Annotated in this window: 21 protein-coding genes; 7 read left to right on the top strand and 14 right to left on the bottom strand. The window is 56.5% G+C overall.

Annotation, left to right across the window (positions count from 1 at the left end; all coding sequences use genetic code 11):
• The first annotated feature begins 252 nt into the window (after window positions 1-252).
• From rpsU to ABJK56_RS02325, 3 genes are all read left to right on the top strand, one after another.
• A complete protein-coding gene (rpsU, locus tag ABJK56_RS02335; protein ID WP_095416595.1) occupies window positions 253-453 on the top strand; it encodes a 30S ribosomal protein S21 in 201 nt (66 codons plus the stop codon).
• Between the two features lie 218 nt (window positions 454-671).
• On the top strand, window positions 672-2,906 hold the full coding sequence (locus ABJK56_RS02330) for a hypothetical protein (RefSeq protein WP_347243055.1): 2,235 nt from the start codon (window positions 672-674) through the stop codon (window positions 2,904-2,906).
• Window positions 2,907-3,303: 397 nt separating this feature from the next.
• Window positions 3,304-3,672 (top strand): tetratricopeptide repeat protein, encoded by a 369-nt coding sequence (locus ABJK56_RS02325; RefSeq protein WP_347243054.1) that lies wholly within the window; start codon window positions 3,304-3,306, stop codon window positions 3,670-3,672.
• Between the two features lie 18 nt (window positions 3,673-3,690).
• On the opposite strand, the gene ABJK56_RS02320 is transcribed toward ABJK56_RS02325, so the two are convergent.
• On the bottom strand, window positions 3,691-4,959 hold the full coding sequence (locus ABJK56_RS02320; RefSeq protein WP_347243053.1) for an amidohydrolase family protein: 1,269 nt from the start codon (window positions 4,957-4,959) through the stop codon (window positions 3,691-3,693).
• A gap of 284 nt (window positions 4,960-5,243) precedes the next feature.
• Here ABJK56_RS02320 and ABJK56_RS02315 point away from each other — a divergent pair, with 284 nt between their 5' ends.
• Both ABJK56_RS02315 and ABJK56_RS02310 read left to right on the top strand, forming a co-directional pair.
• Complete coding sequence (locus tag ABJK56_RS02315; protein WP_347243052.1) at window positions 5,244-6,095, top strand: sugar phosphate isomerase/epimerase family protein; 852 nt, start codon at window positions 5,244-5,246, stop codon at window positions 6,093-6,095.
• Between the two features lie 95 nt (window positions 6,096-6,190).
• Entirely contained in the window at window positions 6,191-7,177 is a 987-nt protein-coding gene (locus tag ABJK56_RS02310) for a hypothetical protein (protein ID WP_347243051.1), read from the top strand.
• Window positions 7,178-7,237: 60 nt separating this feature from the next.
• Here the strand turns inward: ABJK56_RS02310 and ABJK56_RS02305 are convergent, their stop codons facing one another.
• The 3 genes from ABJK56_RS02305 to trxA all read right to left on the bottom strand — a co-directional run bounded on the left by ABJK56_RS02305 (window position 7,238) and on the right by trxA (window position 10,639).
• Window positions 7,238-7,942 (bottom strand): class II aldolase/adducin family protein, encoded by a 705-nt coding sequence (locus tag ABJK56_RS02305; RefSeq protein WP_347243050.1) that lies wholly within the window; start codon window positions 7,940-7,942, stop codon window positions 7,238-7,240.
• A 79-nt stretch (window positions 7,943-8,021) separates the two neighbouring features.
• Window positions 8,022-9,722, bottom strand: coding sequence for a ribulokinase (locus tag ABJK56_RS02300; RefSeq protein WP_347243049.1), 1,701 nt, complete (start codon window positions 9,720-9,722; stop codon window positions 8,022-8,024).
• Between the two features lie 464 nt (window positions 9,723-10,186).
• Window positions 10,187-10,639, bottom strand: coding sequence for a thioredoxin (trxA, locus tag ABJK56_RS02295; protein WP_347243063.1), 453 nt, complete (start codon window positions 10,637-10,639; stop codon window positions 10,187-10,189).
• Between the two features lie 647 nt (window positions 10,640-11,286).
• Here trxA and ABJK56_RS02290 point away from each other — a divergent pair.
• On the top strand, window positions 11,287-11,985 hold the full coding sequence (locus tag ABJK56_RS02290) for a MarR family transcriptional regulator (RefSeq protein ID WP_347243048.1): 699 nt from the start codon (window positions 11,287-11,289) through the stop codon (window positions 11,983-11,985).
• Window positions 11,986-12,173: 188 nt separating this feature from the next.
• Window positions 12,174-14,858 (top strand): tetratricopeptide repeat protein, encoded by a 2,685-nt coding sequence (locus tag ABJK56_RS02285; RefSeq protein ID WP_347243047.1) that lies wholly within the window; start codon window positions 12,174-12,176, stop codon window positions 14,856-14,858.
• Window positions 14,859-15,002: 144 nt separating this feature from the next.
• Here ABJK56_RS02285 and ABJK56_RS02280 read toward each other — a convergent pair whose 3' ends face one another.
• The 10 genes from ABJK56_RS02280 to ABJK56_RS02235 all read right to left on the bottom strand — a co-directional run bounded on the left by ABJK56_RS02280 (window position 15,003) and on the right by ABJK56_RS02235 (window position 26,530).
• Window positions 15,003-15,581 carry a 5-formyltetrahydrofolate cyclo-ligase gene (locus tag ABJK56_RS02280; RefSeq protein ID WP_347243046.1) on the bottom strand — a complete coding sequence of 193 codons (579 nt, stop codon included), beginning with the start codon at window positions 15,579-15,581 and terminating at the stop codon, window positions 15,003-15,005.
• Between the two features lie 245 nt (window positions 15,582-15,826).
• Complete coding sequence (gene flgL / locus ABJK56_RS02275; RefSeq protein ID WP_347243045.1) at window positions 15,827-18,838, bottom strand: flagellar hook-associated protein FlgL; 3,012 nt, start codon at window positions 18,836-18,838, stop codon at window positions 15,827-15,829.
• 85 nt (window positions 18,839-18,923) lie between these two features.
• Window positions 18,924-20,621: a flagellar hook-associated protein FlgK gene (gene flgK, locus ABJK56_RS02270; RefSeq protein WP_347243044.1), complete on the bottom strand. Its 1,698-nt coding sequence runs from the start codon at window positions 20,619-20,621 to the stop codon at window positions 18,924-18,926.
• 46 nt (window positions 20,622-20,667) lie between these two features.
• Window positions 20,668-21,156, bottom strand: coding sequence for a flagellar export chaperone FlgN (flgN, locus tag ABJK56_RS02265; RefSeq protein WP_347243043.1), 489 nt, complete (start codon window positions 21,154-21,156; stop codon window positions 20,668-20,670).
• Between the two features lie 222 nt (window positions 21,157-21,378).
• A complete protein-coding gene (locus ABJK56_RS02260; protein WP_347243042.1) occupies window positions 21,379-21,696 on the bottom strand; it encodes a rod-binding protein in 318 nt (105 codons plus the stop codon).
• Window positions 21,697-21,918: 222 nt separating this feature from the next.
• Entirely contained in the window at window positions 21,919-22,971 is a 1,053-nt protein-coding gene (locus tag ABJK56_RS02255; RefSeq protein ID WP_347243041.1) for a flagellar basal body P-ring protein FlgI, read from the bottom strand.
• Between the two features lie 87 nt (window positions 22,972-23,058).
• Window positions 23,059-23,664 carry a flagellar basal body L-ring protein FlgH gene (locus ABJK56_RS02250; RefSeq protein WP_347243040.1) on the bottom strand — a complete coding sequence of 202 codons (606 nt, stop codon included), beginning with the start codon at window positions 23,662-23,664 and terminating at the stop codon, window positions 23,059-23,061.
• Window positions 23,665-23,805: 141 nt separating this feature from the next.
• A complete protein-coding gene (gene flgA, locus ABJK56_RS02245; protein WP_347243039.1) occupies window positions 23,806-24,867 on the bottom strand; it encodes a flagellar basal body P-ring formation chaperone FlgA in 1,062 nt (353 codons plus the stop codon).
• A gap of 22 nt (window positions 24,868-24,889) precedes the next feature.
• The gene (flgG, locus tag ABJK56_RS02240) at window positions 24,890-25,693 is read right to left on the bottom strand and encodes a flagellar basal-body rod protein FlgG (protein WP_347243038.1); all 804 of its coding nucleotides are present in this window, start codon (window positions 25,691-25,693) and stop codon (window positions 24,890-24,892) included.
• Window positions 25,694-25,768: 75 nt separating this feature from the next.
• Window positions 25,769-26,530, bottom strand: a complete 762-nt coding sequence (locus ABJK56_RS02235; RefSeq protein ID WP_347243037.1) for a flagellar hook-basal body protein — start codon at window positions 26,528-26,530, stop codon at window positions 25,769-25,771.
• Between the last annotated feature and the right edge of the window lie 154 nt (window positions 26,531-26,684).

Genomic DNA, 26,684 nt, shown 5'->3' with positions numbered 1-26,684 from the left:
CTGGATTCTCCCGGCAGGGACGCTGGACAAGACCCGCTCGGGCGGCTACCATCAAAGCTGGATGTGGCCGGGGCGCACCTCTAAAACGGTTCCCGCTCGACAAACGCCCACTAAGGGGCTTTCTGTCCGGGATAAATAATTGATATGCGGGACAACCGGCGGTCGGTTGACCCATGGTCGTGTTTCTGCGCGGTTTGGGATGGTTTGGAACTCTTTTGGTGTTCGGTTTTTTGATAGAAAGGAGGTTACCGGGTGGTCAAACTGATCCTGCGTGAAGGCGAGTCGATTCAAGAAGCTGTTCGTCGGTTTCGTAAGCTTGTAGAACGAGCGGGAATCAAAAGGGAGATGCGGCGCCGGGAATACTACGAAAAGCCCAGCGAAATCCGGCGCCGGGCACGGTTGCGGGCGGAGCGACGCGCCCGTCGGGCGAGGATGCTCATGATGGGTCGGTGAGTCACCTCGCCCCCGTCACGAATAGCTGAGAATCGATACGATTTCACGCGGATCGGCGGCATAACTGGTAACTTCAGCCGTCGGCGGGGGAGTATTTCCACTTCCCTGCCGCGATTTGTTTATAATGGCAGTTACTCACTGGCTGTTGTGCCGACTGGCGCTCAACTGATCCGATTTGGCCATATGTCCGCCCCGACCCCGCGTTCATGAGTCCCCACATGCGTTCGTGGAAGTGGCGTATTCTTCTCTCCGCCGGTTGCCTGGCCGGCGCGATACTCATCCAGTCGGAGGTGCCCGGCCGGGAATCCAGCGTTCCAGCCCCCAAACCCACGCCGGCGGTCGTTGCGAATCTCGCTCCGTTTCCTGTCCACGTGATGGTGCAGGCTCCCAGCGGGGACACCGTTTTGAAGGCTACCTTTCCGCCCCGGGCAATGGCTACGCTCATGCTCGGAGAAACGTGTCGAATGGGGGTAGGGCTGGACCGTCTCGGAGCGAGCGGCACTTCGCCTCAACTAGAAAAGATCATCACTCCTGGCAGCCTGGCGATTCTGCACGTTGAGGGTCAGCCGGAAAAGCCAACACCGCGAATGGCGGTGGTAACCCCCCACAGTGACCCCTCTATTCTTGCCCAGCTGTTAAACGCAGCTATCTCGGAGGTTGGCCAGGAAGGGGTGACACAACCCCTTTTCGGCGGATACACGTCCCTGGGAGTTGTTTGGGATCCGCAGGTTCGCCCGCAGAAGCTCTTGGTGCCTATCAAGATTCTTGTGGATGACGAAGAACCGGCGGCACAGAGGGTTTGGGAAGCTCGGCTTCGGGCACGGGTTGCCGCGGTCAACGATATCCTCGGCCGATTCTGCCCGATCCAGTTAGAGGTCGCTGCCGCGGAGACTTGGCGCTCAGATAACAAACTGGCGTCTTTGGAGAACGGCTATCAACAGTTCGTAACCGCAGTGGATCCTCTGCCCGGCACACTGGCGATCGGCTTCGCCTCTCAGTGGGCCGACCAGAAGCAACCGGCAACGTTGGGCACCTGTGCCGGACCGTTCAGTCGCCATATTCTCCTCCGCGAGCATGGCCCCGCAATAACCGAGACAGAGCGGGTGGAGATGCTCCTTCACGAGCTTGGGCATGTCTTCGGTGCGGTCCACATTGCCGACTCGGATTCGCTCATGCGTCCCAAGCTGGAGAACCGTCGTGCGCGGGATCGCCAATTCCTTCTGGGATTTGATCCTGTCAACACGCTCGTCATGAATCTGGTGACAAGCGAACTCCTGCAAAAGAAGATACGATGGGAAGATTTTTCACACTCTACCAGAGAGAGTCTTCTTTTCTGCTATCGGGCTCTGGTAGCGGCGCAGGAATCGGACGAGACGAGCACACTCCTGATAGAACGGCTGGAGCACGTGTCGCAACAGCAGGCGCCGGTGGTTGCCAATGCCGAGCCTAGCCAAGCCGTGGAAGATAAACATCCTGGAGGCGTCAGAGAGCTTTCGGGTCAACAGGTCCTGACGCCTTCCGGGGAGGATATGGTCCGTCCTGCGCTCCCGACCAAGCCGGCCAGAGAAACGAGGCCTTCCGGGGAGTCGGCCACGTCCCAAGCAACGGCGCGTTCCGAGGCCCAGAGCACTCCGAAATCGCTCCCAGCCGGCAGGGAAGCGATGGAAGGGGTGGGGGAAGAGTCGGACACAGCTCCCACGTCGCCAAAAGGTTCGGCCAATCTCGTCCCTCCGCCAATCCGCGCGGACGATTCGCTCGCCGCCGCTCGCTGGGTCATTCAGGCCGTCGTGGCGGAATGGGATGCGACAGCAGTGCAGGTCAGCGGCCCCCGGCCAATAGGGGACGGTGTGATGGAGGCACTTGTTCGGAAGACAGCCGAAGTGGCCCAGCGAATTCCGGGTCAAAGCACCACGCAGCGCTCCGCGTTTCTGAAAGCCCTGGGAGTTCTGGTAGACGATTCAACTTTTGTACGGGAGCAACCCGGCCTGGGCGCGGTTTGGGCGAAACTGGAGACTGACGCGGAGCGACAGCGCCGATTGGCAAGAATCCCACCGCCCACGATCGAGGGCCGACACGACTGGGCCCAGCACTTCGGCGTATCCGCCGCTTTGACGGACCTTCTGGGAGCGGGACCTGCCCGGAGTCTGGGCCTGGCCAAAGAATGGCGGGACGCGCAGGGAGATTCCGGCTTCAGCTTTACTGATCTCGCAGCAGACTATGCGGGGGTGGCTTTCGCCGAAGCGGTCCAAAGCGGGCGGATTTCCATGTCGGAGGTGGCTGAGAACTTCACCCTGCGAGCCTATGTCCCCCCATTGTCAGGGTACGAAGAGGGCATTCCGTTCCCGCGGATGATCCGGGAGTATGGCGGATTTTTCGGCGAGCGCACTCGAGCCATTACCCGAGAGATCGAGGCGGCAATCAGGTCGCTCCCGGCTTACAAAAACACTCCCTGAAAGTCGTTTGCGGGGAAGCCGGTCCACTCACCGACGACCGATGCCGAAAAGTGTGCGAACGAATCTACAACTTTCGTATAGTCTCATACCACCAGAAGTGCTGAGTCTCATCCGCGATCGCCGCTCAAGTTTTAACACCACACATGTCTGGAATTATTTCACCGTTTATTGGGGGTGCGGGCTGCCATTCTGACACGAGCCGGCGGTTGGTTCCCCCGGGCTGCCCTTCGCCTTGTCAAAGTATCGCATCGTAACATATTAATAGCGTGTGTGTTACGACACATCGCGTATTGCGATAATTGTGGCATGACATTTGCTGAATCGGCAAATTGGGAGATCTTTGTGGATTCCGAATGGTCCTTCGCGACAGCTCACAAGAAAGTGGAGGCCACGCGGAATGACTCCTGAACAACGGCGGACAATTCTCGTGACAAGGCGTTTGCGGGAGGCTGCCGGTTATCTCGAATTGGGCCTGGTCGATCAGGCACTCCAGTGTCTGGAAATCGAGGATCTCGGCCCATGGGAAGGGCCTGTCGCCATGTTCAAAGGGCAGATTTTGGCTTCGCAGGGACGTTACCGGGATGCGGCGGCGGCTTTCGAGCGGGCAGCTCAGGTGTTCCCGCCTCCCCATGATCGCGTCGCCTGGTACACGCTCAGTCAGTGTCTTCGGCAGGCGGGAGACACTATCCGGGCTATCCAGGTTCTGGGACGAGCCCGCGGGGCTTATCCGCGGCAGTATTTCTTCCCAACCGGCGGTGAAGCGTGAGAGCCAGGACACCACACCTTATCGCGGATAACGTTCAGCCTGGAAATAGACTTTTTGAATCTTCAACACCGGTTGATGTCCAACTCGCACGATGCCGCTTTCCGTCCACGAAGCGGCTTTTTTTGTGTGCTCGGACCGCGAAAATCGCTGCTCGTTCACCAAATCAGGATCCAATTCAAAGAGAATGAACTCCGGGACCGCCCCCGCCTGAAAAGTGACGGATGGCAATCCCAGCAGTGCTCGGGGATTGATGGAGGCCATCCGAAACGCCTCGGCCACTGAGCAACCAGCCCAACGGATGGCGTTGACAATCCCGGTCACCAGCGGTTGAGCCGCTCCGGCAAGGAGTTGCCGCTGGCCCGCCACCACGAGGCGTCCTTCAGGAAGCATTTCCACCTCGCCGAGAGGAGTCCGATAAATTCCCGGCGGCATACCCGCTAGGCCAGTCACATCGCTGACGAGGATGGATTTGGCGATGCCTTTGGCGCGAAGGGCCACAATCATGAAGTCCTGAGGCAGGTGGTAGCCGTCGAAGATGAAACTGGCCCAAAGCTGGTCCTCGGCAAGCTGATGCCAAAGATAATTGGGATGCCTGGGGAGCATAAGATGACAGCCGTTTCCCAGGTGGGTGCTAAGTTGCGCCCCCGCTGAGACAGCGTCTTCTAATTGCCTGAGGCTCGCGGCGGTATGTCCGATGGCCACCGTCACCCCGTGATCTACCGCCTTCTCGATGAAGGGCAAAGCTTCGGGGTACTCTGGCGAAAGAGTGATCAGCCGGATGAGGCCGGTAGCCGCCTCCTGCAACTGGCAAAACTCTTCCCAGTCTGGCGGACGAACATGTTCTCGGGGATGGGCTCCACGCGGGCCATCTTCGGGGCTAATGTAGGGCCCTTCCAGATGAATGCCAGGGATCGTTTGGGCCAAAAGCGGGTATTCGTTAACTGCCTGAGCGATGGTTCGCACGGCGTGGATCATTACCTCCCGGCTTTGGGTGGTAATTGTGGGAAGAAAACACGTCACGCCGGTTGCCAGCATTCTTTCTGTCACAGCCCAAACGTCCTCGGGCGAAAGGTCTGGGGACGTGAAATCATGGCCGCCATAACCATTCACCTGAATGTCGCAGAGAGCGGGGGCAATCCACGGGAGCCGGCTATCGGAGGCCAGTCGGGAAGCGGCGGTCCCGCGTTCCAGGGAAACGATGCGGTCCTCCTTGATCGTGAGGGCCACGATCTCACCTGACAAAACATCACGTGCGACGATCCGTTCGGCTGAAGGTCCCGTGCTCATGTTTTCATTCCGTCAATCCTGCAATGTCGTGCCAGTGCTCGACAGGCCGGCACGTTCTCCGGATGCGAGAAGCCAGTGCGGAGACCCGGCAATTCTCTCCACGTCGGTTGAAGCGATATGGCCAACCAAGCAGCGAATAAGTGAAAGCATATTCTATGGTAGCCAAGTGAGTATTGACGGGGTACAATGGCGGGCGGCTTTACAGGACTTCGCAATCCGGTGCGGGGACTTCCCAGGCCAGTCCAGCGTTATCCAGTGGTCAGGACAGAACGGGAGATTCCATCGTGATCGAGCTGGGATTTCACACCGACAACTGGCGGCCGCTCAGCAAGAGCTTCGAGTTTGCGGTGGAACGGGGCGCAGCCCTGGGGCTAAAGCATGTCGAATTTGCTGTGATCAACGGCCAGGATTTCATCCAGGAGATGGGGTATGATCCCGCCATCTCGCTTCAGAGTAATCCTCGTGCACTGCGGCGCTATCTGGAATCCAAAGGACTATCTGTTTCGCAGATAGACGGTTCTTATCCCCTCATGGGCCCGAAAGGCTCGGCTTTCGGTGTCCACTACGTGCAGCAAACCATTCGATTTGCTGCTGAGCTGGGGTGCCCTATCGTGGATACCACGGATGGTGCCGTGGAAATCACCGGCCTTTCCCGCGAGGAAGTTTTTCGGATTACGTGCGACAACTACCGCCAGTGTTTGAGCTGGGCGGAAGACTACAACGTCATTCTGGCGGTGGAGCCGCATGGCCCCTATACCAACGATCCAGAGTTTCTCCATCGCCTCTTCGACTATTTCCAGTCAGAATATCTCCGATTCAATCTGGATACTGGCAACACGTACATTGCAGGGCACGATCCGCTGGAGTTTTGCAAAGAATTTCGGACATACCTTGTGCACTGCCACATCAAAGATGTGAGCGAGAGCCTGGCTGCCGCGGCTCGGGGCCACGACACAGGAATCGGCACGTCGTTCGTCCCAGTCGGTGGCGGTGTGAATGCCGAGAACATTAAACGCGTCATTCAATATCTCAAGGAGACCAACTGGAGCGGCGTGATGTCCATCGAGTGTTACGGGACAGACGAGTTTATGCAGGCAAGTGTCGATTTTCTCCGACCCCTCGTCGCGGATTCTTGAGACCAAAACTCGTTCGGTTTGCAAAAGCTGGGGGAATGTCCGTCATAACGCGGTTGTTCGATATCACGGCCGGGATAAAAAACGGGAGGTGACGTATGTTCGGTCCGATGAGTCGCCGGAACTTCATGAGCCACACGGTGCTCGGAGCGGCGGGACTTTCGCTGGGCGCTGCCACAGCCGTTCGGGGTGACGAATCTCTTCCGCCGCCTTCTTCGCGTGCCACCTTGCCACGCGGCAAAATCAAGGACCTGGAAATCAGCCGGCTTCTGCTGGGCGGTAACCTGCTCACCCATTTCACACACAGCCGGGACCTGCGTTACGTCTACAATCTGGCTCGACACTACAACACAGATGCTAAAATCTTGGAAACCCTCGCGATTGCGGAGGCGCATGGAATCAACACACTCGTCATTCACTATGCGCCGGCCGCTATTGCCGTACTCCAGGAGCATCGCAAACGCGGTGGCAAAATGCAATGGATCATGTGCACCGCCCATGCTTTGGTGAGTGGTGGCATAGACGCTTTCAAGCAGCAGATCGATGCGCTCGTGGAAGCCGGTGCCAATGCGCTCTACATTTCGGGTCTGGAAGGAGACTTCGCCTGCGGATTTCTGAACGATGTGTGCGGGCCGGACGCCGATGAACGGGTCGGCGCTCCGCGGATGGAACTGCTCACCCAGGCCCTGGAATATGCCAAATCGCACAAGTTGCCTGTGGGTATCGGAGCCCATCGGATGGGAGTCATCGCGGACTGCGAGAAAGCTGGGCTACCGAACGATTTTTATGTCGTCACATTCCACCGCCAGAATTACCCCTCCGTGAAGCTTTATTACGATTCACGATGGTGCTCCAAACCCGAGGAACTTGCCGCCCTGATGCAAAGTGTCGAGAAACCCTGGATTGCATTCAAAGTAATGGCAGCAGGGGCGATCCCCCCAGAAGTCGCTTTCCGGTACGCGTTCGAAAACGGTGCCGATTTTGTCCTGGCCGGGATGTTCGACTTTGAAATCCCCACCGATGTGGAGATTGCCAACAAAGTGCTCGCCGAACTGAAAACCCGCTCCCGTCCCTGGCGTGCGTGATATGGCGGTTCACCGGCCGTGTCGAGCGACTGTGCCCAGGCGGGAAATACCGCCCGCTGATCACGCCCCTGAGGCGGAACCACTCCGGGACACCGTGGTGGGCGTCCGTGGCGGGACGATCTGGCCGTAGCCATGATGATACTTGTCGTACCATTTACGGGCCTCTTCCAGGGGAATTTCCAGCGGTTTCCCAAGCTGGCAGGCCAGGAACGCTTTTTTGGCGACGTCTTCCAAGGCGATCGCGAGCTTCACGGCATCGATCGCGGTCGGTCCCCAAGTGAAGGCTCCGTGGTTGGCCAGCAGAATGGCCGGGGCCCGATTTCGATAGCGAATGATCGCCTGGCCGATATTGTCCCCTTCATTGTCAACGTACGGAGCACATGGGATTTCAGCCCCGAAGTAATCGGCAATTTCCGTAAGGCATAGCGGGATCGGTCTTCCCACGGTGGCCCAGGCGGTCGCGTAATCGCTGTGGGCGTGAGCGATCCCTCCTACTCCCGGCATATTTCGGTAGATGTACAGGTGGTGGGGCAGATCGACGCTCGGTCGCAGGTGGCCGGAAAGCACTTTTCCCGTGATGAGATCCACTTCCACGAGGTCCTCCGGCGTGAGCGTTTCGTAATCCACACCCGACGGTTTGATGACGAGTCGGCCTGTGCTGCGGTCCAGGCCACTGACATTTCCTGAATGCAAACACACCAGGCCATACTCCTGGAGCATCTTATTGGCTCGGCACACTTCCTCGCGCAGCGCTTCCAGCGACATGATGCAATCTCCCACCCGCCATCCTGGGTGCTGTCACACGCGGAGTCCCAGAAAATGGTTTTTTTCGCTTACCGACCGATCACACTTCTTTGCGGACTTCCTTCCGAATAGCAATGAGCGCTTTCATGACATCGTACAGGGAGGTCTCGTAGTGGGGCAAGCCGAATGCGTCATGGAGTTTACGGTAAAGTTCGTACAGTCGGGCATACACGGCCGCCGCCGCTTTTCGAGGGCGATAAACGGTCGGCTTGACTCCCGTCATCCGCCGCTGAGCCTGCTCCACCGATTTGTAGGCTCCTCCCACAACGGCTCCAAAAATTGCAGCACCCAGGGCGCAGGTTTGTGCCGAACGGCTGATTTTCATCGGTCGATTGCACACATCGGCATAGACCTGCATGACGAATGGGTTTTTCTCGGCGATGCCTCCGCAGTTGATGACCTCTTTCACCGCCACCCCGTATTCCTCAAATCGTTTGATAATGGTCAGCGCACCGAATGCCGTGGCTTCCACGAGGGCCCGATACACCTCCGGAGCGGTCGTCAAAAGCGTTTGGCCGATAAGCAAACCGGTCAAAAGGGGATCCACAAGGATCGTGCGATTCCCATTGTTCCAGTCGAGGGCCAGAAGGCCGCTCTCTCCGGGCAAGAGCTTTTCAGCCTCCCGGGTGAGCGCCGTGTGGGGATCGCCCTTGGCCGTATATTGGGCGGGAGTCAAATACTTGACAAACCAGTTGAAAATATCGCCTACCGCTGACTGTCCCGCTTCCAGACCATACATCCCCGGCACAATCGAGTGCGGCACGATACCACACAGCCCCGGAATGTCGGGCAGGTCCTGATCCATCGGTACCACCATCATATCACACGTGCTCGTGCCGATGATCTTGACGAGTGTCCCCGGCTTGATCCCGGCTCCCACCGCGCCCATGTGCGCGTCGAATGCTCCCACCGCGACCGGAATTCCCGGTCGCAGTCCAACCTTGCGGGCGATTTCCGGGACCAGCTCACCGGCCTTGCGGTCAGCGGGGAGGGCCTCTGGGGCATATCGCCGCCGAATCTTCACCAATTCCGGGTCGAGACTGGCCAGAAATTCCTCGCTCGGCAATCCGCCCCACGCCGGATGATACATCGCCTTGTGGCCAGCCGCACAGATGGAACGTGGAATGGTCTCCGGCTTCAGGTTTCCTGTGAGCCAGCCGGGGATGAAATCGGCAAGCTCCACCCATGAATACGCCGCTTCAAAGACCTCCGGACTGGTCCGGCGACAGTGAAGAATCTTGGACCAGAACCACTCCGAACTGTAAGTACCGCCGCATTTGGCAAGATAGGGCAGCCCCATTTGCCGCGCCTTTTCGGTGATCTCGGCCGCCTCGGCGTACGAGGTGTGGTCTTTCCACAGCCAGGCCTGAGCAGCCAGGTTTTTCGCGAACCGCTTTTGAAAGGCCAGAGGCCAGCCGTTTTCGTCGACGGGGATGGGCGTGGATCCCGTCGTGTCGACGCCGATCCCCACCACGTTCTCCGGGTCAAAACCCACGCTCTTCGGAATACTGCGAATTGCTGCCCGCACGCAACGATAAAATCCCTCGATATAATCGGCGGGATTCTGTCGGGCAAGGTTGGGATTCTTAGGATCCAGAAGCACCCCATGATCGCCGCTGGGATATTCGAAGACCGCCGTGCCGACTTCTCTCCCGTCCTCGACATCCACCACCAAGGCCCGGACGCTGTTGGTCCCGTAATCCACACCGATTGCGAACCGACGAGGCAATCGCTTAGCCATGTCGAACAGCTCCTCCGAAAACTAAATTCCAAAACGGTCTGCTTCCCCTGCCACCACTCGAGTTGGCAAAAGTCTCGATCGATAACCCGGATTTAAAAACCACCGTGTTCCCTCTCCACTCCGGCAGCAAATTCCCCAATAACGTACCTGTGGTCCTGGGAATCCGCAATCGGGTAGGCGCGAGGAGAGAGTCCGTCAGCGCAACAGGGATTGGAATAAGTCAAAAAGCGGACCTGACAAGCAGGTCCCTCCGGACATCCAGGTCGATTACTGGACCTGAGAAGCAGCTTTATCCGGACGCGAAAAGCGGACCTGAAAACCAGGTCTCTTCGGAACCCGATCTGAGCTGATCCGCGAGGGCGCCCCACCGAAAACCGCGGAGGCGACCGGCTGGCCGCCCCCGCTCGTACCACGCTCCCACGTGTCGATGCACCCCAAGAATTTAACGGAATTACTGGAGGTCGTTATTCGTATTGCTCAAGAAGCTGTTTGAGTTCCTGTTTGGGGAGAAAGCCCGTCACGCGTTCCACGGGCTGCCCGTCTTTGAACAGGATCAACGTGGGAATTGCGGAAACGCGGTACTGGGAGGCTAGCCGCGGTTCGTGGTCCACGTTGACTTTGACAATGTCCACGTGGTCGACTTCCTTAGCAACCTCCTGAAGAACTGGTGCCAGCATGCGACAAGGAGGACACCAGTCCGCATAAAAATCCACCAGTACCGGTTTTGCGGATTGAAGCACTTTCGACGGGAAGTCTGCCGTGGTGACATGCTCAATGGTGTGGCTACGGAACATGCTTTTTACCTCCTTATTCTCTTTTGACGCTTCTCTGGTGTTTTCTGCTGTGGAGCTCGCCTCCGCCCCCGAAGCTGTATTTCGGGGAGCGGAAACTGGCCCTGCCGCACTGGTTCCCGGCATTGGGATGGACTCGCGCATTTGCCCGACAGAACTGTCAATTCCCTTCTCGCCGGTTGCGATCACGCTATCAACAAATCCCTGCGAACAACCCACTACCAACGTGAGTAGGAATAAACAGGGGACCATCATTCCCCACCTCGCGGCGGTTTTCACAGGACCGGGGTAACACTTAGGGAAGTGGGACAATCCTTTCGACAACAGCATTTGGCAATCTCCGTCTGAGTTGGAAATCTTTTTTGGTGTGCACGTGCATCCAATGAGGATAGACGGCCAGCCCTGCCGTTTCGTTACATCAGGTCGGGACAATTCCCGTGAGGTGAAAACGGGCCGATGAAGGCAGTCCTGCTCCAGGGTAGTCTTGACTACACCCCCATCAATGGGTGAGAATAAAGCTACCGAGGACCCACTTCTCCTAAGCGGTGGAGGAAACAGAGCTCAGGCGACGCTTTGGTACGTCGCTTCCGCTGGCTGTTCGCGCCTGCCGCACGAACTCCGAGTTGCAGCTCCGTCGCTTTAAACCTCAACTCCGAAACACAGCCACGATGGTCGAAAAGTCTGGCAAGAGGGTCTGAACGAGCGTCAATTTCAACGAGCGTCAAGCTGAAAGCGGAAGACGACTGATAATGGGTTACCGGGGGGTCCTTTCTATGTGGCATACTTCCCATCTGGAAAAAGTTAACATCAGCCCGGCGAGTATGCGGGTGATCAAGCTGCTGGTGGGGAACTCCCCCAAAAGCGTGGCAGATCTCATCCGCGAAATGAAAGTGACGCGAACCGCGGTGACGGAGCAACTCAACGAACTCGTCGCTGCCGGGCTTGTGGAACGGCAAATGCAGCGACTTCCCGGCCGAGGCCGACCCCGTCACGTGTACTCCGCGACTCCCGCGGCATTGGCGCTGCTTTTCGCACGGAACCAGGAACTCGTTCTCCCGGCGATCTGGCGGGCGATTCGCCAAATTGGCGGGGAAGAGTTGGTCAGGCAAGTCGTCGATCGAGTTAGCCGAGATCTGGCGAATCACTACATGAGGCGTATCACGGGAGAAAAACCCGAAGATCGCCTCCGGCAACTTGTCAACATTCTCCATGAGGAGGGCGTGCTGGCGGAAGTGCAAGAAGAAGAAGACGGAAAAATTTATCTGCGACAGCGCAGTTGTCCTTATGTAATTATGTTTGAGGAAAATCGCACGGCCTGCTTGCTGGACCAGGAGATTATTTCGGAAGTGCTGGGCGTACCGATTCGCCAGGTGGCATGCCGTCACGACGGGGCCCCATGTTGCGTGTTTGAAATTGAAAAAGGCCGGCCGCAAAAGGAACGCGATTTCATTTCCAGGGACCGATACAACTAATGCTCTTGCGATTCCTGTGAATCACAGTGCCCAAACGTTCCTCCCGTCATAAGTCGGCATCCGAAACGAAGCACCAGAAATCAGCCTCAAAATCCGGGCCCGCCGGACTGGTCCGGGAGCCCTCTCAGACCAGGCGAGACCGCATCTGGTGGGGAGTCCCGATCGTCGGAGCACTGCTGGTCCTTCTCGTGACGGGAGCGGCATGCATCTTTCTCGACTGGTGGATCGTTGTCCCGGAGTCGGTTCAGGCCACATACGTGGGGCGACAAAGCTGCTGGAAATGCCACGAGCAGGAATGTCGGCTCTGGGAAGGCTCTGACCACGACCTGGCCATGGACCACGCCACGGAGAAAACGGTCCTCGGCGACTTCAATAATGCCACGTTTACCCATATTGCGTTCAGCGATCTGCACAAATTCTCTGACGACGAACTGCGAGCTATTCTCGCCAAAGTGGACGACAAAACGCTCGCTGTCGCTTTGCAGCCATACGAGGCCCATCACACGGCAGAGTCTTTTTCTCCGTATATACCCCCTTCCGGCGAACCATCCCGCAAGAAAATTCTCGCCGTGCTGGAACCGTCACGAGCGAAGAAAATCGAGGAGCTTGTCCAGTGGTACCGCACTTTCGCCCGTCCCTGCGACATCACGGCCGCCCATCGCACTCTCGGCGACGCAGCGCAGGACCTGATTCAGGCCGGTAAAATCCAGGCCCCCTGGGCTGTGACCAGCCGGTTTTTCCGCCGCGATGGCAAATATTATGTGGTCACCGACGATCGTGAAGGAAAGCTGCGGGAATTCCTGGTCGATTATGTGTTCGGCGTTTATCCGCTGCAGCAGTATTTGGTCACGTTTCCTGATGGCCGTGTACAATGCCTGCCCCTTGCCTGGGATGTCAAAGCGCAGCGGTGGTTTCACCTTTATCCCAGCGATCCCGTCCCGTCACAGGATCCGCTCCACTGGACGCGTTCACTTCAAAACTGGAATTACATGTGTGCGGAATGCCATACCACCAATCTCCAGAAAAACTATGATCCCAACACAAACACCTATCGCACCACCTGGTCGGAAATTGATGTGAGTTGCGAAACCTGCCATGGTCCGGCCAGCGTCCACGTGCAGTTAGCGGAATCATGGGGTTTGTTCTGGGATCGCAAACGAGGAACAGGCCTAGTCGATCTCTCCCCTAAAGGATGCAGCAACACGACCCTGGTGGATAGTTGTGCCCCGTGCCACGCGCGGCGACGGCCAGTGGCCCCCGATTTTCAACCGGGAAAGCCATTTTTGGACTACTACGTCCCCGAATTTCTGGATGGAAATCTGTACTACGCCGATGGCCAAATTCTCGACGAAGATTACGAATACGGTTCTTTCACGCAAAGCCTCATGTACCGAAAAGGAGTGCGCTGCACAGACTGTCATGATGCCCACACCGGCCGCATCAAATTCGCCGAGAAGGTGCCTCCTGGAGAGATTCGCCAACCCTATGTGGACAATCGGTTGTGTGCCCAGTGCCATCTACCCAGCAAGTACGATACACCCCAACATCATCACCATCCCGATACCACAAAGCCGGGAAGCCGGTGCGTGGATTGCCACATGCCCGAAACGACGTACATGGTCGTGGACGCCCGGCGGGACCACAGCCTGCGGGTCCCCCGGCCGGACCTCACCGTGACCCTGGGAATTCCCAACGCCTGCAACATCTGCCATCAGGATCCCGAGAAAGGGGAAACGCCCCAATGGGCAGCCGAATGGATTGAAAAATGGTACGGTCCTCGGAGAGAGCCCGAGCACTTTGCCTACGCGTTCGACCGTGGACGAAAACGTGACCCCAGCGCGATCATGGACCTGATTGCCATAGCGCGTCGCCAAGACGTATCGGGCATGGTGCGAGCCAGCGCCGTTCTGCTGCTGGGAAATTACAGTCAGGACATCGTCCGCGGCGCCATTATAAGTGCGGCAAGTGACGCGGATCCGCTCGTCCGTCTGGCGGCCGCCCGGGCACTCCAGCAGATAACAATTACTCGGGAAGATTTTCCCCGCGTTCAGCACCTCCTTCGCGATCCGCTGCGTTCTGTGAGGGTAGAATCCGTGCCCTGGGCAATCAATCTTCCCAGAGACTTCTTCTCCGCCACGATCGCCACAGCGTTCGATCGGGCCATCCAGGAATACCGCGTAAGTCAGCAGATCGTGGCTGACCAGCCTGGTGCCCACATGAACCTTGCCTTACTCGCAGAAGCTTTTGGAAATTCCGCCGAACAGGAGCGGGAATATCTGACGGCTCTGCGCATCGACCCCGATTTTCTTCCCGCTCGGAATAATCTGGCCATGTTCTATGCGCGCCTTGGAGAATTCGACAAGGCCGAGCGCCAGTATCGCGAAGCCCTGCGCATAGCCCCTGATTTTATTCCTGCGCGCGACAATCTTGCCCGTCTCTACTATCAAATGGGACAATTAGACGATGCCGAGAAAGAATTCCGGATTATTCTAGAAAAATTTCCCGACCGGGGTGATATCCACTTTTCGTTGGGCCTTCTTTTGGCCGAACAACCCAGCCGAATGGCAGATGCCACTGCCGAATTGATCGAAGCGGCACGGCTTTTACCTACAGAACCTCGAGTTCTATACAACGCAGGTTTGGCATTGCAGAAGATTGGTAAGTTAGAGGAGGCCGAAGAGTATCTCGCGCGCGCCTATCGCCTGGGAACGCCTTCCCCGGATCTGCTTCAAGCGTATGCTCTGTGCTTGGTGGAATTGAAGCGCTGTACGGCCGCGCGGTCGGTCGCGGAGGAGCTGCGCCAGCGCTATCCTTCTCCGGAAACCGATGCGTTCTATCGCCAGATTCTCGATCGCTGCTCCCAGACGCATTAAACGGGGCCTGGTGCAATTTGCTTTCTTTTCCCGAGTGCCCATCGTCACGAGACGCCTTATCAAGGCCCGCAATATTGTTGCACAAAACACAGTAAACCAAAAAGAATCGCGAAATGCCTTAGTCGCGCTTGGCGTTAAACTGAATTAATGGCATGGGTAAATATTCTTTTCTGTAATAATCCAATCCATACGAACATCATGCGCAAGCATGGGAATTTCGTCGACGAGCTGCCATTCAAAAGCCAGAGCTACTTTAGGAACGCGCGCTGGGAGTTGCTTGAGAAAACGGTCATAATAGCCTTTTCCCCGACCCAGACGTCCCCCTCGACGATCGAATCCAAGTCCCGGCACAAGCACAAGGTCCAGCTCCTCGGGTGTCGCCACGCGATCGCTAGCCGTGCGGAACCACTCGGCAGGCTCCAGAATACCAAGTGTGCCCGGCACGAGTTCATCGAAGTTGCGAAACCGAAATAGCCGCAGCTCCGCGCCGTCACACCACGGGATGACAACATTTTTAGCTTCCCGCTGCATTTCCCGAAGCAGATCATGGGTGTGCACTTCCCGCGGAAGACTGACGAAGCACATGATTGTGTTCCCTACCCGATAGGGCGGGAAGGATTTCAACTGGCTCACCACAAGCCGAGAGGCCGCCTGAATCCATTCCTGGGGGACACTGGATTGCAAGGCGCGAAGCTGTCGGCGGAGCTCCTTTTTTCTTGCCAATATCTCCTGGAATGACCCCATAATCTCATTACTCTCATTTAGCAGATTTCTTATCCGCCGTATGCCGGTTTTCAATAACAGGTTTTTTATTGTAGCGTGCCGCTACCGTGACCAGATGGCGCACTCAAGGCCCGGCACCGATGCGCAAGCCACTACTTTCCGCCGAACTGTGCCGTCCAGTTTAAGCGGCTCAACCCCTCTTTCATCGGGGATGTCTATTGCCAAGAAAGCGCGACCCCACTTATTCAAATATAGTCAAGCAAGGTCATGCGGAATATTCGCGCGGTAGCCTGGAGCGCCGCCTGATACGCTGCTTGCTTGGCCACGAGCGAGGAAATCACCTCCGCCAAATCAGCATCATAGTCCGAAGAGAGCGCTGTTTGAAGTTGAAGGTTTTCGTCTTCCAACCTCTGCGAGAGAATATCGAGCCCCTGCTGCTTGGCGCCCAGTTCGGCCCGAGCAAAATTCAGAGCCAGAACAGATTTATCGAGCAAGTCCACGGCCCGCTGCGCTTCGCTTACGTTGTTTTCAATGAGCGCCCTGTGAAGTCGCACGAGGGCGGTGAAAATTCCCTCCGTTTCCAGCGGGTGCACATCCTGACCGGTCAGCCGCGCGCCCTCACCCCCGTCGATGGTGGGTGGATTCTGAGGATCAGTAAGGGCCACAGTGCCGGTTCCGTCATTTCCATCCTGGCCGTCTAGAACCATTTCAAAGACTTGCGGTGCCACCGGATCAGCCTGAAAGAGTTGAATGAGCTCATTGGCCGTGGTCACACCTGGCTCAATTCGGAACCGCAGGGTCTTCGAAGCGGGATCGAAAGTGAAACTTGCCGGTCCGCCACCGGAGTCCTCAATGACAACGCGATACCCGTTCCCCGCCGACGTCGAGCTGCGAGTCCGGATAATCAGGTCATTATCGGTTCCCGGCGAATTGATGACGACCTGACCGCGAGTTCCCGAATTCGTGGCGGTGCTTTTGTCGGCTCCTGGGGGAATCAGCCCCAGATCGATGGCGGCTGTACTCAATTTTGTCCGTTCCACGGAGAGGACGCCGGGACCGACACTTTCGTCCACGAGTTCGATTCCGTTTCCATATTTCGCCAATCGGGCGATCAAAAGAGGTGGCTCCCCCGGCGCCCGCGGTGGATTACTCGGATGGTTGTTAATTCGATCAATGATATCCTGGACTGTCTGCGCACCGGAGACATCAATTTCCAGGTGTACGCCATCGGCTCGCGTGATCACGAAATCAACACCACCAGCGCTCCCCCCACTTGTCTGCACCTCACCAACGCTTAAAAGTCCGGACCCGTTATTTGCACCGTTGTCATCAGCAAGCCGGAGGTCGAAATAGTCCCGCGCACCAGGCGTCGCAGCGAACAGCTCCACGATCTTTTGAGCGGTCGTGCTACCCGGAACAATCCCGATCGCGATCTCTTTTTGAACGGGGTCATAACCAACCGTTTCCGAGCCGGGCGGCCCCCCCGTGTCGAAGAAACGGAGCTTATATCCATTCCATTCCGATCCCGGCGTTCTGGCCTGCAATATCAAAGCGTTATTCGCGCCAATGGGATTATAAATTGCCTGGGCCGTTTGTCCTGCTGCCTGGTAATCCTGCACACCCCGTCCAAAGTTCAACTCATTCAGTCGGGTGGACCCGGTGAACGTGCGCACCCCCAGTTGGGTAGCCGTTTTCCCGCCATTCTCCCCGATGACGAAATCGGCACCACTAATCCGGGACCGGATATTGATACCTCGTCCGGTTTCATTGATCTCGGCTATCAGACCATACTCGGGAGTATTCAGTTTATTGATAAGATCTTCAATTGTAAAGGCATCTGCAAAGTCAACAACAAAGGTTTTACCACCGTTGGTGATTTGCAGGCCAGAATCCCGATCAAAATCCTCGCCGCTTCCTCCTTCCGTGATGGCAGCCCATTGTCCTGGCGGAGTCGGAAAAACCAGCCCCTGACCGGGAAATTCGCCCTGGTCTGTTACATCCAGCGAGGCGTAAAACGGAATGACGCCGGCCGAGTAGGCATCGTTAATTGCTGCGACCACATCTTGCGCTTTAGTGTGTGTTTCGTCGATATGAATTGTCAGTTCTTTATTGACGCCATCATATTCGACAAACTCATTTCCCGCGCTTACCATGGGATCATCAAGGAGGCGTATTTTCACACCGTTTAAAGCGTCGCCATTTCGGTCGGCCTCCAGGATGAGGTCGTTGTCGCTCCCCGGAAAACGCAACACAGCCCGGGCTGGTGATCCCAGGAGGTCGCTCAGCCGGGTGGTGTTCGTCACGCGGGGCTGAAGATCACTTCCCACAATTGCTGAGGTACCGACTCCGATTTCGCGAAAGATTCCCAGTTGTTTGGCGGTGGTCCCGCTGCCCACATCACGGATCGTCAAGTCACCCGTGCTCGATGCAAGCTGGATTTTCAAACCGGTCGACGTTACTTCCACATTCAGTGGTATATTCGCTGAATTATTCTTGATAAGCAGTGCCACATCTCCAATTGTATGGGCACCACTGGGATCAACAATCGCTGTCCTGGTGCCATCGGAAATGGCGATGCTTCCCAGCCCAATACCCGCACCGTTATGAAGGTCGGCAAGAGGCGTATCGAAACGCAAGCGCGGATGAAGGTCTGCGCTGCCCCGGACAACCTGCGAGACCGCGCCGAAAATCGCACTGCCGGGAACGTTATTGTCGAATAACAGATCTGTATCGACATAAGAGCGGAGAATACCTTCATTCCCCTGATAAAGAATAAGGTTGTTACCGATACGTGTAAACGGTCGTGTATCCGTGGCTGTACCTGCAAAAAGATAGCGCCCGCGGAATTTCTGGTTGGCGGCGTCCAAAAGCTGCTGAATTGCCTGCTGAATCTGCTGTGCCGCAGCCGCCCGCTGATCGTCGGTGGCTGTCGTGCCGAGTACACCCAAGGCATTGGCCCGGGCTTCCGCCACAATCTCCGAAACCCGGCTGAGAGCAGTGTCGGAAGCCGCCAAATACGACTGCGTTGTGGCGAGATTGGACTTGACCTGGCTCTTCTGCTCCAGAAGTCTCTGGAGTGCGATAACCCGCAACGAGGCAATCGGATCAGCGCTGGGAACACTGAACCGATGACCCGTACTCAGTTGAGTTTGAAGATCGAAAATATCCTTCTGGTCCGCCTGCATCTGCTGGAGAAGACGCTGGCGAACGAACAAATCGGTAATTCGGGTGGTGGGAACACCACTAATACCGCTCATATATGTGGTGTCCTGACATATGGTCTTAAGCGTTATCTGGAACTATTCTACGAGTATCTCTGATGTTCTCAGTCGCTATTGACTTCTAAATACTCACCAGAATGTCAAGCAAATCGTTGAGTGTTTTAATAAACCGGGCTGATACTTGAAACTGTCGCTGGTAGGCAATCAGTTTGACGACTTCCTCGTCGAGATTTACGCCGCTGACGGCCAGTTTCTGGCCTCGCAGGGTATTTTCGAAGGTTCTCGCGGAATCGGCCTCGGCCTTGGTAATCGCCGAGCCCTGCGTTACCTCGGCAACCATCCGATCATAAAGTTCGTGAAGGCTCAGTCCGCCGTAATCGTCCAGCGGTTTGTCGCCGAATCCCGCGAGCTCCTCCGCGAGTTGCGTATCGGCGCCAATACCTCCTCGGCTTGCTGCAAACTTGCTCGGATCGTTTGCCACAACAGGGTTGATGTCGATATTCCCGGCGTTGCTCCCCGTGAAGAAGGTGTTAATCCCTAGTCCCGCAAGCAGACCACTCGTATCGTTCGCAAACGCGAAGACCTGGTCACCGGAGGTGGATCGGATCGTCAGCTTTCCACCCGCATCGATCGAGGCAGAGAGACCGTCGATGGCATTAACCTGATTGGCAATATCCTGGAGTGTCGTTTTCGGAGTATGTCCCAGTAAATCAACCCGAATAGTGTACGTCTTTATCGTTCCTGTTTGTGTGTTGTAGAGCTGTATCTGGAATGAGCCATTGCGAGGCGGAAACTGCAAGCCGGCGCTGTCCAGCGGGAGATTACTGGCTACCACACCATTCGCAGCAGTGACGGACGAAAACCCAGTCAGGCCCTGCCCGCTGGAAAAGAGCCGGTTGAAACCCGAGATGAGTGCAGCGCTGAATTGATTGAGCTGATCGAGGAAACCCCCGAGAACCGTGTCCCGAGCAACCAGAAGACCGTGCAGCTCTCCCGAGTTCACCTCCAGCGGGGAGTTCGTTTCATCAAGGCGAATTTCCGAAATTGCCAGACCGCGATCGCTCTGCCGAGCCACTGAGACCTGGCGGGCAGTGCCTTCATAGACCAGAAAGAATCCGCCGGAATAAACGGCCACACCTCCACTCGGCTGTTCCTCCACGCGAATATCGATCAAACTGGCCAGCTCTTCCAGGTCCTGGAGCCGCTGGTCGCGAAGCCCTACCGCGTCGCTTTGGGAAACGTCGCCTCCCTCAGTCTCAGCAATCCGAATATTCAGTCGGCGAATATCCTCAATAAGTTTGTTAATGCGATCGGCAATGTCGTCGACTCTGGAATTGAGATCTGATCGGACCTGGTTCACACGCTCATAAAGACGCCGAATATTCTGCGTAAGAGTCTGTCCCTGGAGGACAGCAAGATTTCGGGCAGAGGAGCTTTCAGGCTGGTTGAGGATTTCCGAGATGCTGGAAAAGAACCGCGTGAGATCACTGCTGAGGTCGGTTTCGTTCAGTTCACCGATGAGCCCTTCCAGTTGTTGAAACGTTTGCTCGCGGACTTCTGCCCCCGCCCGATCGCTCACAGACGCCCGCAACCGCTCTTCGAGGAAGTGATCGATTTTCTGAATGACGGCCGCCACCTCAACACCCAGGCCCATGGGAAGCCCTCCAAGCTTCTGAATGGGCGCTGGCTTGAGGACCACCTCTTCCCGGATGTAACCGGGAGTTTCGGCGTTGGCGATGTTCTGGCCGGCCACCTGCAGGGCGATCTGGTCTGCCCGCAGGGTATTGCTGGCCATTCGAATGGCACTAAAAAGAGACATCGCGCTTTTCCTGTTTTACATCGCCTTTGCAGCCTGACTGACTTTCTCAAATTGATTGATCCAGCAAACTTCCCTGCACACTCTCGCAGGCGGGAGCCCCTCTCTTTTCATATGTCGGCGCGCGCTGACCGCCGGTCGCGACAATCTCTATCAATTGCGAAAGATGCATGAGGGCTCTTTGATTGAGCATCCAATTTGTAAGATTGTGAATTTGCAAAAGACGCATATTATGCGCAGCTTCAGCAAGCCGGCCGGACACGGCTCTGCTCACCCCTGCCGATTCTGCCAGCGTGCGCACATTGTCAACGGAAAAGCCTTCCTGGCGGGCTTTATTCAGCAGTGCCGAGCGGCGATCCAGACACTGTTGAAGCCGCGATTGGATATACTCGCAGCGGGGAATGAGTGCGGCGAGTCCTTCGGCATCGGCGTTGGCAAGGCACGTTCGCTTTTCCCGAAGGTACGCCAGTACATGTCCTTGAATCGTGATCAACTCGTTGAGGAAATCAGCTAGTTCTTGCTCCCAGTCTGTGCCCATGGTGAGCATCCTTACTCGAGTTCGGTCAACCTGGCTTTCCAGCCGGAACACCCTGCTGGTTTGGCGGATATCGAACGCGTCGTCAAAGCGGGAATGCACCCGCGCTGGATCTGGGCGCAGAGGACACGCCGTTGCCATCAGGCGAGCTTATTAGGCGCGATTTTCCCGTTCCGCGCACCAGTGCCGCTTTGTTTTACCTTCTGTCAACTTATAGTTGTTGCGTTATCTCAAAGATTTTCTCTGGAGCTGGAATAGCTCGTACATTGGTCCGGCAAATCTGTCACCGGTAGCATGGGCCAGTTTTTCTGCCACCGCCATATCGAGATGCTGCTCGAAGATATCTTCCGCCAATCCTCCATGGAAATACTTCGTCTTAGGCACGGATTTTCGCATTTCTTTAAGGAGTAATCCAAAAAACGTTTGTGCCACAAATTGTTCAAAAACCTCTTTAAGTTTGTGTTCCTCATTGTCCAGCGTCTCCGACGGGGCTTTTTCCTCGTCAGACACATCAATCGGCCGATTCGCCAAGTCGGTATTCACGCGGCTGTATTCTCTAAGTGATTCAGGCAGTGAGAAATGGCTGCTTGCCGAATTGGCAGCGCGTTCCAAAATCGTGGCAAACGAAAGACTCTGAGAACGGACGGTCTCCTGGGCTGCGACGGTGGCTGGGTTCCACGCCGTGGACAAGGGTGCCGGATGTGTAGCAGTGGTATTCAGCATAGTATTTTTTTATTCGTGCCGTGTACTATTTGTGTAATCGCTTTATTCGATAATCAATCGACCGCGTAACTTACCATTTTTCTCAAGAGACTTAATAATCTGAATCACATCCTGTGTGGGTGTATTGAGAGCATTGAGGGCATCAATGAGTGCCTTGAGTTTGGTTGTCTGAGACTGGCCGGAATCCAGACCGACAAACTGCGCCCCACCGGCCTGGATTACCATGTTTTTATGGGTGATAACCACCGGCCCCACTTCCACATCTCCACTCATGACGATGCTTCCCGCGCGTTCGTTGATGACGACGCGGGGCCCCAACGGAACTTCCATGAGTGGGAGCTCCATGATCTGGGAAACAAAGAGGACAGGATCATCGGCGTACTGCCGCGGGACAAGCACTTCAACATTTACCTGGTTGATGGCCCGGGCGAGAGGAACGCCCCCACTTTGAACGGTCATGTGGGAATTGATAAGTTCCACAATATCCTGAGCGACCTGAAAGTCAGCGTAAGGCGGTTCAATGACAAGGGTGATGCGTCCATCCTTCACAAAAGGATTGAAGAAATCGGACTCGAGGCGACACCCACCGCTGATGCGACCCACGGTAGGGGTTTCCGGATTGTCGATTGTGATAGGGCCTTCGGCGAGAGCATAGACGCGGCGGTCACGCGGGTCGGGACCCACAAGCGGGGTGAGAAACAGCGTCCCACCCGCAAGACTTTTGCACGCCCCTACAGAATGGACATGACAATCAATGCGATCCCCCTGGCGGGCACCGGCGGGAGGAACGGTGGCCGTCACGAGAACGAGGGCCACGTTTTTGGCATCCTTCAGCTCAGCCGAACCATTTTTCCCAAGGGGTGTTCCCATCATCTCAAGAGCCACGCTCATGCTGCGAATGGTGGGCAGAAAGCTTCCGCCATCGCCAGTTCCCCGCAGTCCTACCACCAGTCCCAGTCCATGCAAGCTGTTATCTTCCTGACCCTTTACCCGACAAATGGTTTTTAACGGGACGCCGGCCAAACTCACGGAGGCGCCGCTTGCCAGAAGAAGGCTGATGCTGACGAGAAAGGCAAACCGTGGAAGGTGCATCATATCCCAGGGTCCTTGCTTTCAAGCACTCGCTGCTGCCGGGTTGAAGAGTGTTCCCGAAATCACGTTGCTTCTATCGTTTACACTGCCTCAGAACGGTTGATGCGTGTCGAGCCATTTCAGAAGCCAGCCGCGACGGTATCCATCGCGGACGTGACCGGCTTCCCGCTTGACAATCCTCAAATCAGCAATGTTCTCGCTGAGCACTGTGTTGTCCGGCAGAATCGACTTCGGCCACACTGTGCCCGTCAGGTAGATCTCCCAGATGTCGTTATTCACCTGGATGGTACGTCGGCCTTCGATAACGATGTTGCCGTTGGGACGAATATCGACGATTTCGCAGGCCACGCGGAGTTTCAGAGCCTCGCGACTTTGGAGTTCCGATTCGGCCCGATATTTATTTTCCATTGAACCGCCGATAGTCGGATCACCTTTACTTTGCGGATCCGGAATAAGCGACCAGCCCTTCAGAAGGATCCAGTCGGAGAGGACGAATTTACCATTGGCGTTTTTCCGACGGTCCATCTGGCCTTCTGCAATGACCTGCGTCTTTTCATCCACGATGACGGTAATCACATCCCGCAGCTTCAGCGTTCTTTGTTCCGGGGGCGTTTGATAGGTCCAGGAAAGGCGATCCAGCGTGGGCGGCGGCCCCTGTGACGTTCCCAGCAGGCTGCTGGTTTGACTAAGGGCCACGTTATTTCCTATGAAAAACCATCCACCTAAGATTAAAACCGGCAATAATCGGGACGCCGCTAGGAATATATTCGGTATATGATTCTGATTAAAGTATCTCATAGTTCGTTAATTTTCTATCTGGATTAAATGCCTCACTGATTAAGGCGTCGTGGTAGCTGCCTGTGCGGAAACGGCATAGACTTCAACAAGCTGGTGATCCACGACTTTTCCGAGAATGGTTTTCCCGCGATTGTCCAGAGTTTCGACAGGCACGAGATGCCCGAGAACGCCGTCGTCTTTTGCGCGGCCCAGCGTACGGATCATTACCCCGGGGGCGCGAACAGCAATCTGCACGACCTCGCCGCGTTTAATGACAACAGGTTCGCGAAGATTGGAAAGGGCAATTGGTTTGCCCGGCGCCACCCCGGTGACGAGTTGTCGGCCGAGGACCTCTTCCAGACGCGTAGCGTATCCGGGGGCAGGTTCCACATCGTCGGCAAGTCGAACGTCCTCGCGGGTGAGGACAGTATCCCTGGCAAGCGGCCGGGCCGCCACGACCACCAACGGACGCGGTTGAAGTTGGGCCTCGACCTGAATGGCCCGCACGCCACCCGGCGCTCTGACACTCCCGATAAAGACGCGGCGATCGGGAGCCGGGGCCTGATCACGTTCAATAATCACCCGGGCATCCGCTGCTGCCAACCATCGCGTGTCTTCATTGGTAAGCGAAAATGCCGACTCACACGGTGGAAGCTGGGGATACCGCGACTTCAGGTACTCCTGAATGGCCTTCTTGAGACGGGATTCTGCGCGTGCCTGGAGTGTGGGCGAAACGGGCGTGGGCTGGTCAGGTGCATTGAGAACGGTGAGGGTGGCCTGGGGGCTGGTGACGATTCGCACTTGCGGAGCACCCTGCCACAGGTGTACTGTGGTATCGATACCACGGAGCGTTAGAATTTCGCGGACATCCTGCACAGACACGAATTTCGCTTCTCCTAGCGGAGGTGCCGGAAACAATTCGAGGCGTGCCAGCGCGTCCCTGGTTGTGTCGTCACAATCGGTGATTTCGGCAATCTGACCAAGCAGGACCGGGCCGCCGTGAGACGTGTACTGAGGATGAAACACGAATGTGGCAGCGAAGGAGAACCGCCCGAGCACGAGGATCAACAGTCCAGAAACGCACAGACGAATCACTTTGTGGAAACGCTTACGGCTAAACATGGAGGACACGTCCCGTCTTTTTTCAGTAGCGGCGGAGATTGGAAACCAACTGCATCATCTGGTCGCCGACCTGCACGGCCTGGGAATTCATCTCGAACGCCCGTTGCGTCGTGATCAGGTCGATCAGTTCGCGAACCGGCTCGACATTGGATGCCTCGAGGGCGTTCTGTCGCAGGATGCCAAGACCTTCCTGCCCAGGATTACCAACCTGCGGTGGACCCGAAGCATCCGTCTCGGCATAGAGATTTTCCCCCAGCTTGAGAAGCCCCTCGGGGTTGATGAAATTGACGAGCTGGATCTGGCCCACGGGAGTCAATTGTGGGTTGTTTGGTTGCTGAACAAACACCTGGCCTTCCGGCGTGATGGTGATGGCCGTGGCGTCATTGGGGATGACAATGGGTGGTTCCAGGAGCCGTCCGGTGTGGGCGGATCCCAACACGAGGTTGCCGTTGGCGTTGATTGAGAAATTCCCAGCCCGGGTATAGTAAATCTGGCCCGAAGGGTCGAGGACCTGGAAGAAGCCCGCCCCCTCAATGGCGACGTCCAGCGGATTGGAGGTTTGCTGGAACGCTCCCTGGCGGAATTCGCTTTGCACGCCGGAGAGTCGGGATCCTAAGCCGATCGAGATTCCAATCGGTGTGTACTGGCCGGAGCTGTCCTCCGTGCCGGGAAAGACCTCGTGGCGGTAAAAGAGGTCTTCAAAACTGGCGCGGTCGCGTTTGAAGGCGGTGGTTTCCACGTTGGCGAGGTTGTTGGCGATGACATCGAGCTTTTTCTCCATCGCCAGCATGCCCGTCGCAGCGGAATACAGTGTTTGAACACTCATGATAACCCTCGTTTAGATCGCTATTTGCCTGAGGATGATTGCCTTTTTCCTTTCGCGTTTTCTGTCAGTTAATCGTCACGCCGATCGGAGCATCCGATTAAACAGGGCGCCGAGCATTTGATCCTGGGTTTGGACCATATTGAGATTGGCTTCCAAAAGCCGTGAGGCCTCCAGGAGTTCCACCATTGCCAGCGTCGGCTGGACGGCCGACATTTCCAGAAATCCCTGTGCCACCTGTCGTTCGGCCAGGGGAACGGGTTGGGGTGACTGGGTGGTGCGGTAAAGGTTTTCGCCGACCGGCAGAAGATCATCCGGAGAAACAGGCTTCATCACTGCCAGGTTCTGCACAACCCCCGCCTGACGGATGGTTCCCTCCCGGGTGACTTCCCATGGCAACTGGGGATCGAGGGTGATCGGCTGGAGGTTATCATTGAGAACCGGGTATTGCTGGAGACCGAACTGGGTCACCAGTTGGCCCCGGCTGTTAAGCGAAAAGTTGCCTGCCCGCGTCAGAAGCACTTCATCGTCTTTTTGCACAGCGAAGAAGCCGTCACCGCGGATGGCAAAGTCGGTGGGACTTCCGGTCTGTTTGATGGGGCCCGGGGTCAAATCGGTTTTGGAAACCGCTGGAAGCACTCCACCACTGAGATTCTCGATATCCGCCGCTCCCAGACCCGACAAACCACGGGCAGCCGGTTCGGAATACCGGGCCTGACAAATGGCCAGTTGGCGCTTGAATCCGATGGTGTCTACGTTCGCCAGGTTGTTTGTGATGACGTTGAGCCGGTAATCCTGAGCGTGGGCACCTTCGGCGGAAAGATAGAGTCCGTAAATCATCGTGGTCGCCTAAATCCTTTCGGCCACACTCGCAACTTTTGCCGTTACCTCTGAGCTCGTTCCGTGGGCAGACGGGATTAGGCAAACCCTGTGCCTGAGCTGAAAAGAAACCACGCTGAGCAACATGTGTTGCTGCAAGTTCTAATTAATCAAA

Source organism: Thermogutta sp., assembly GCF_039793925.1.
Taxonomy (GTDB): domain Bacteria; phylum Planctomycetota; class Planctomycetia; order Pirellulales; family Thermoguttaceae; genus Thermogutta.
The sequence above is the reverse complement of the archived record's forward strand: the minus strand, read 5'-3'. Positions and strand labels throughout refer to the sequence as shown.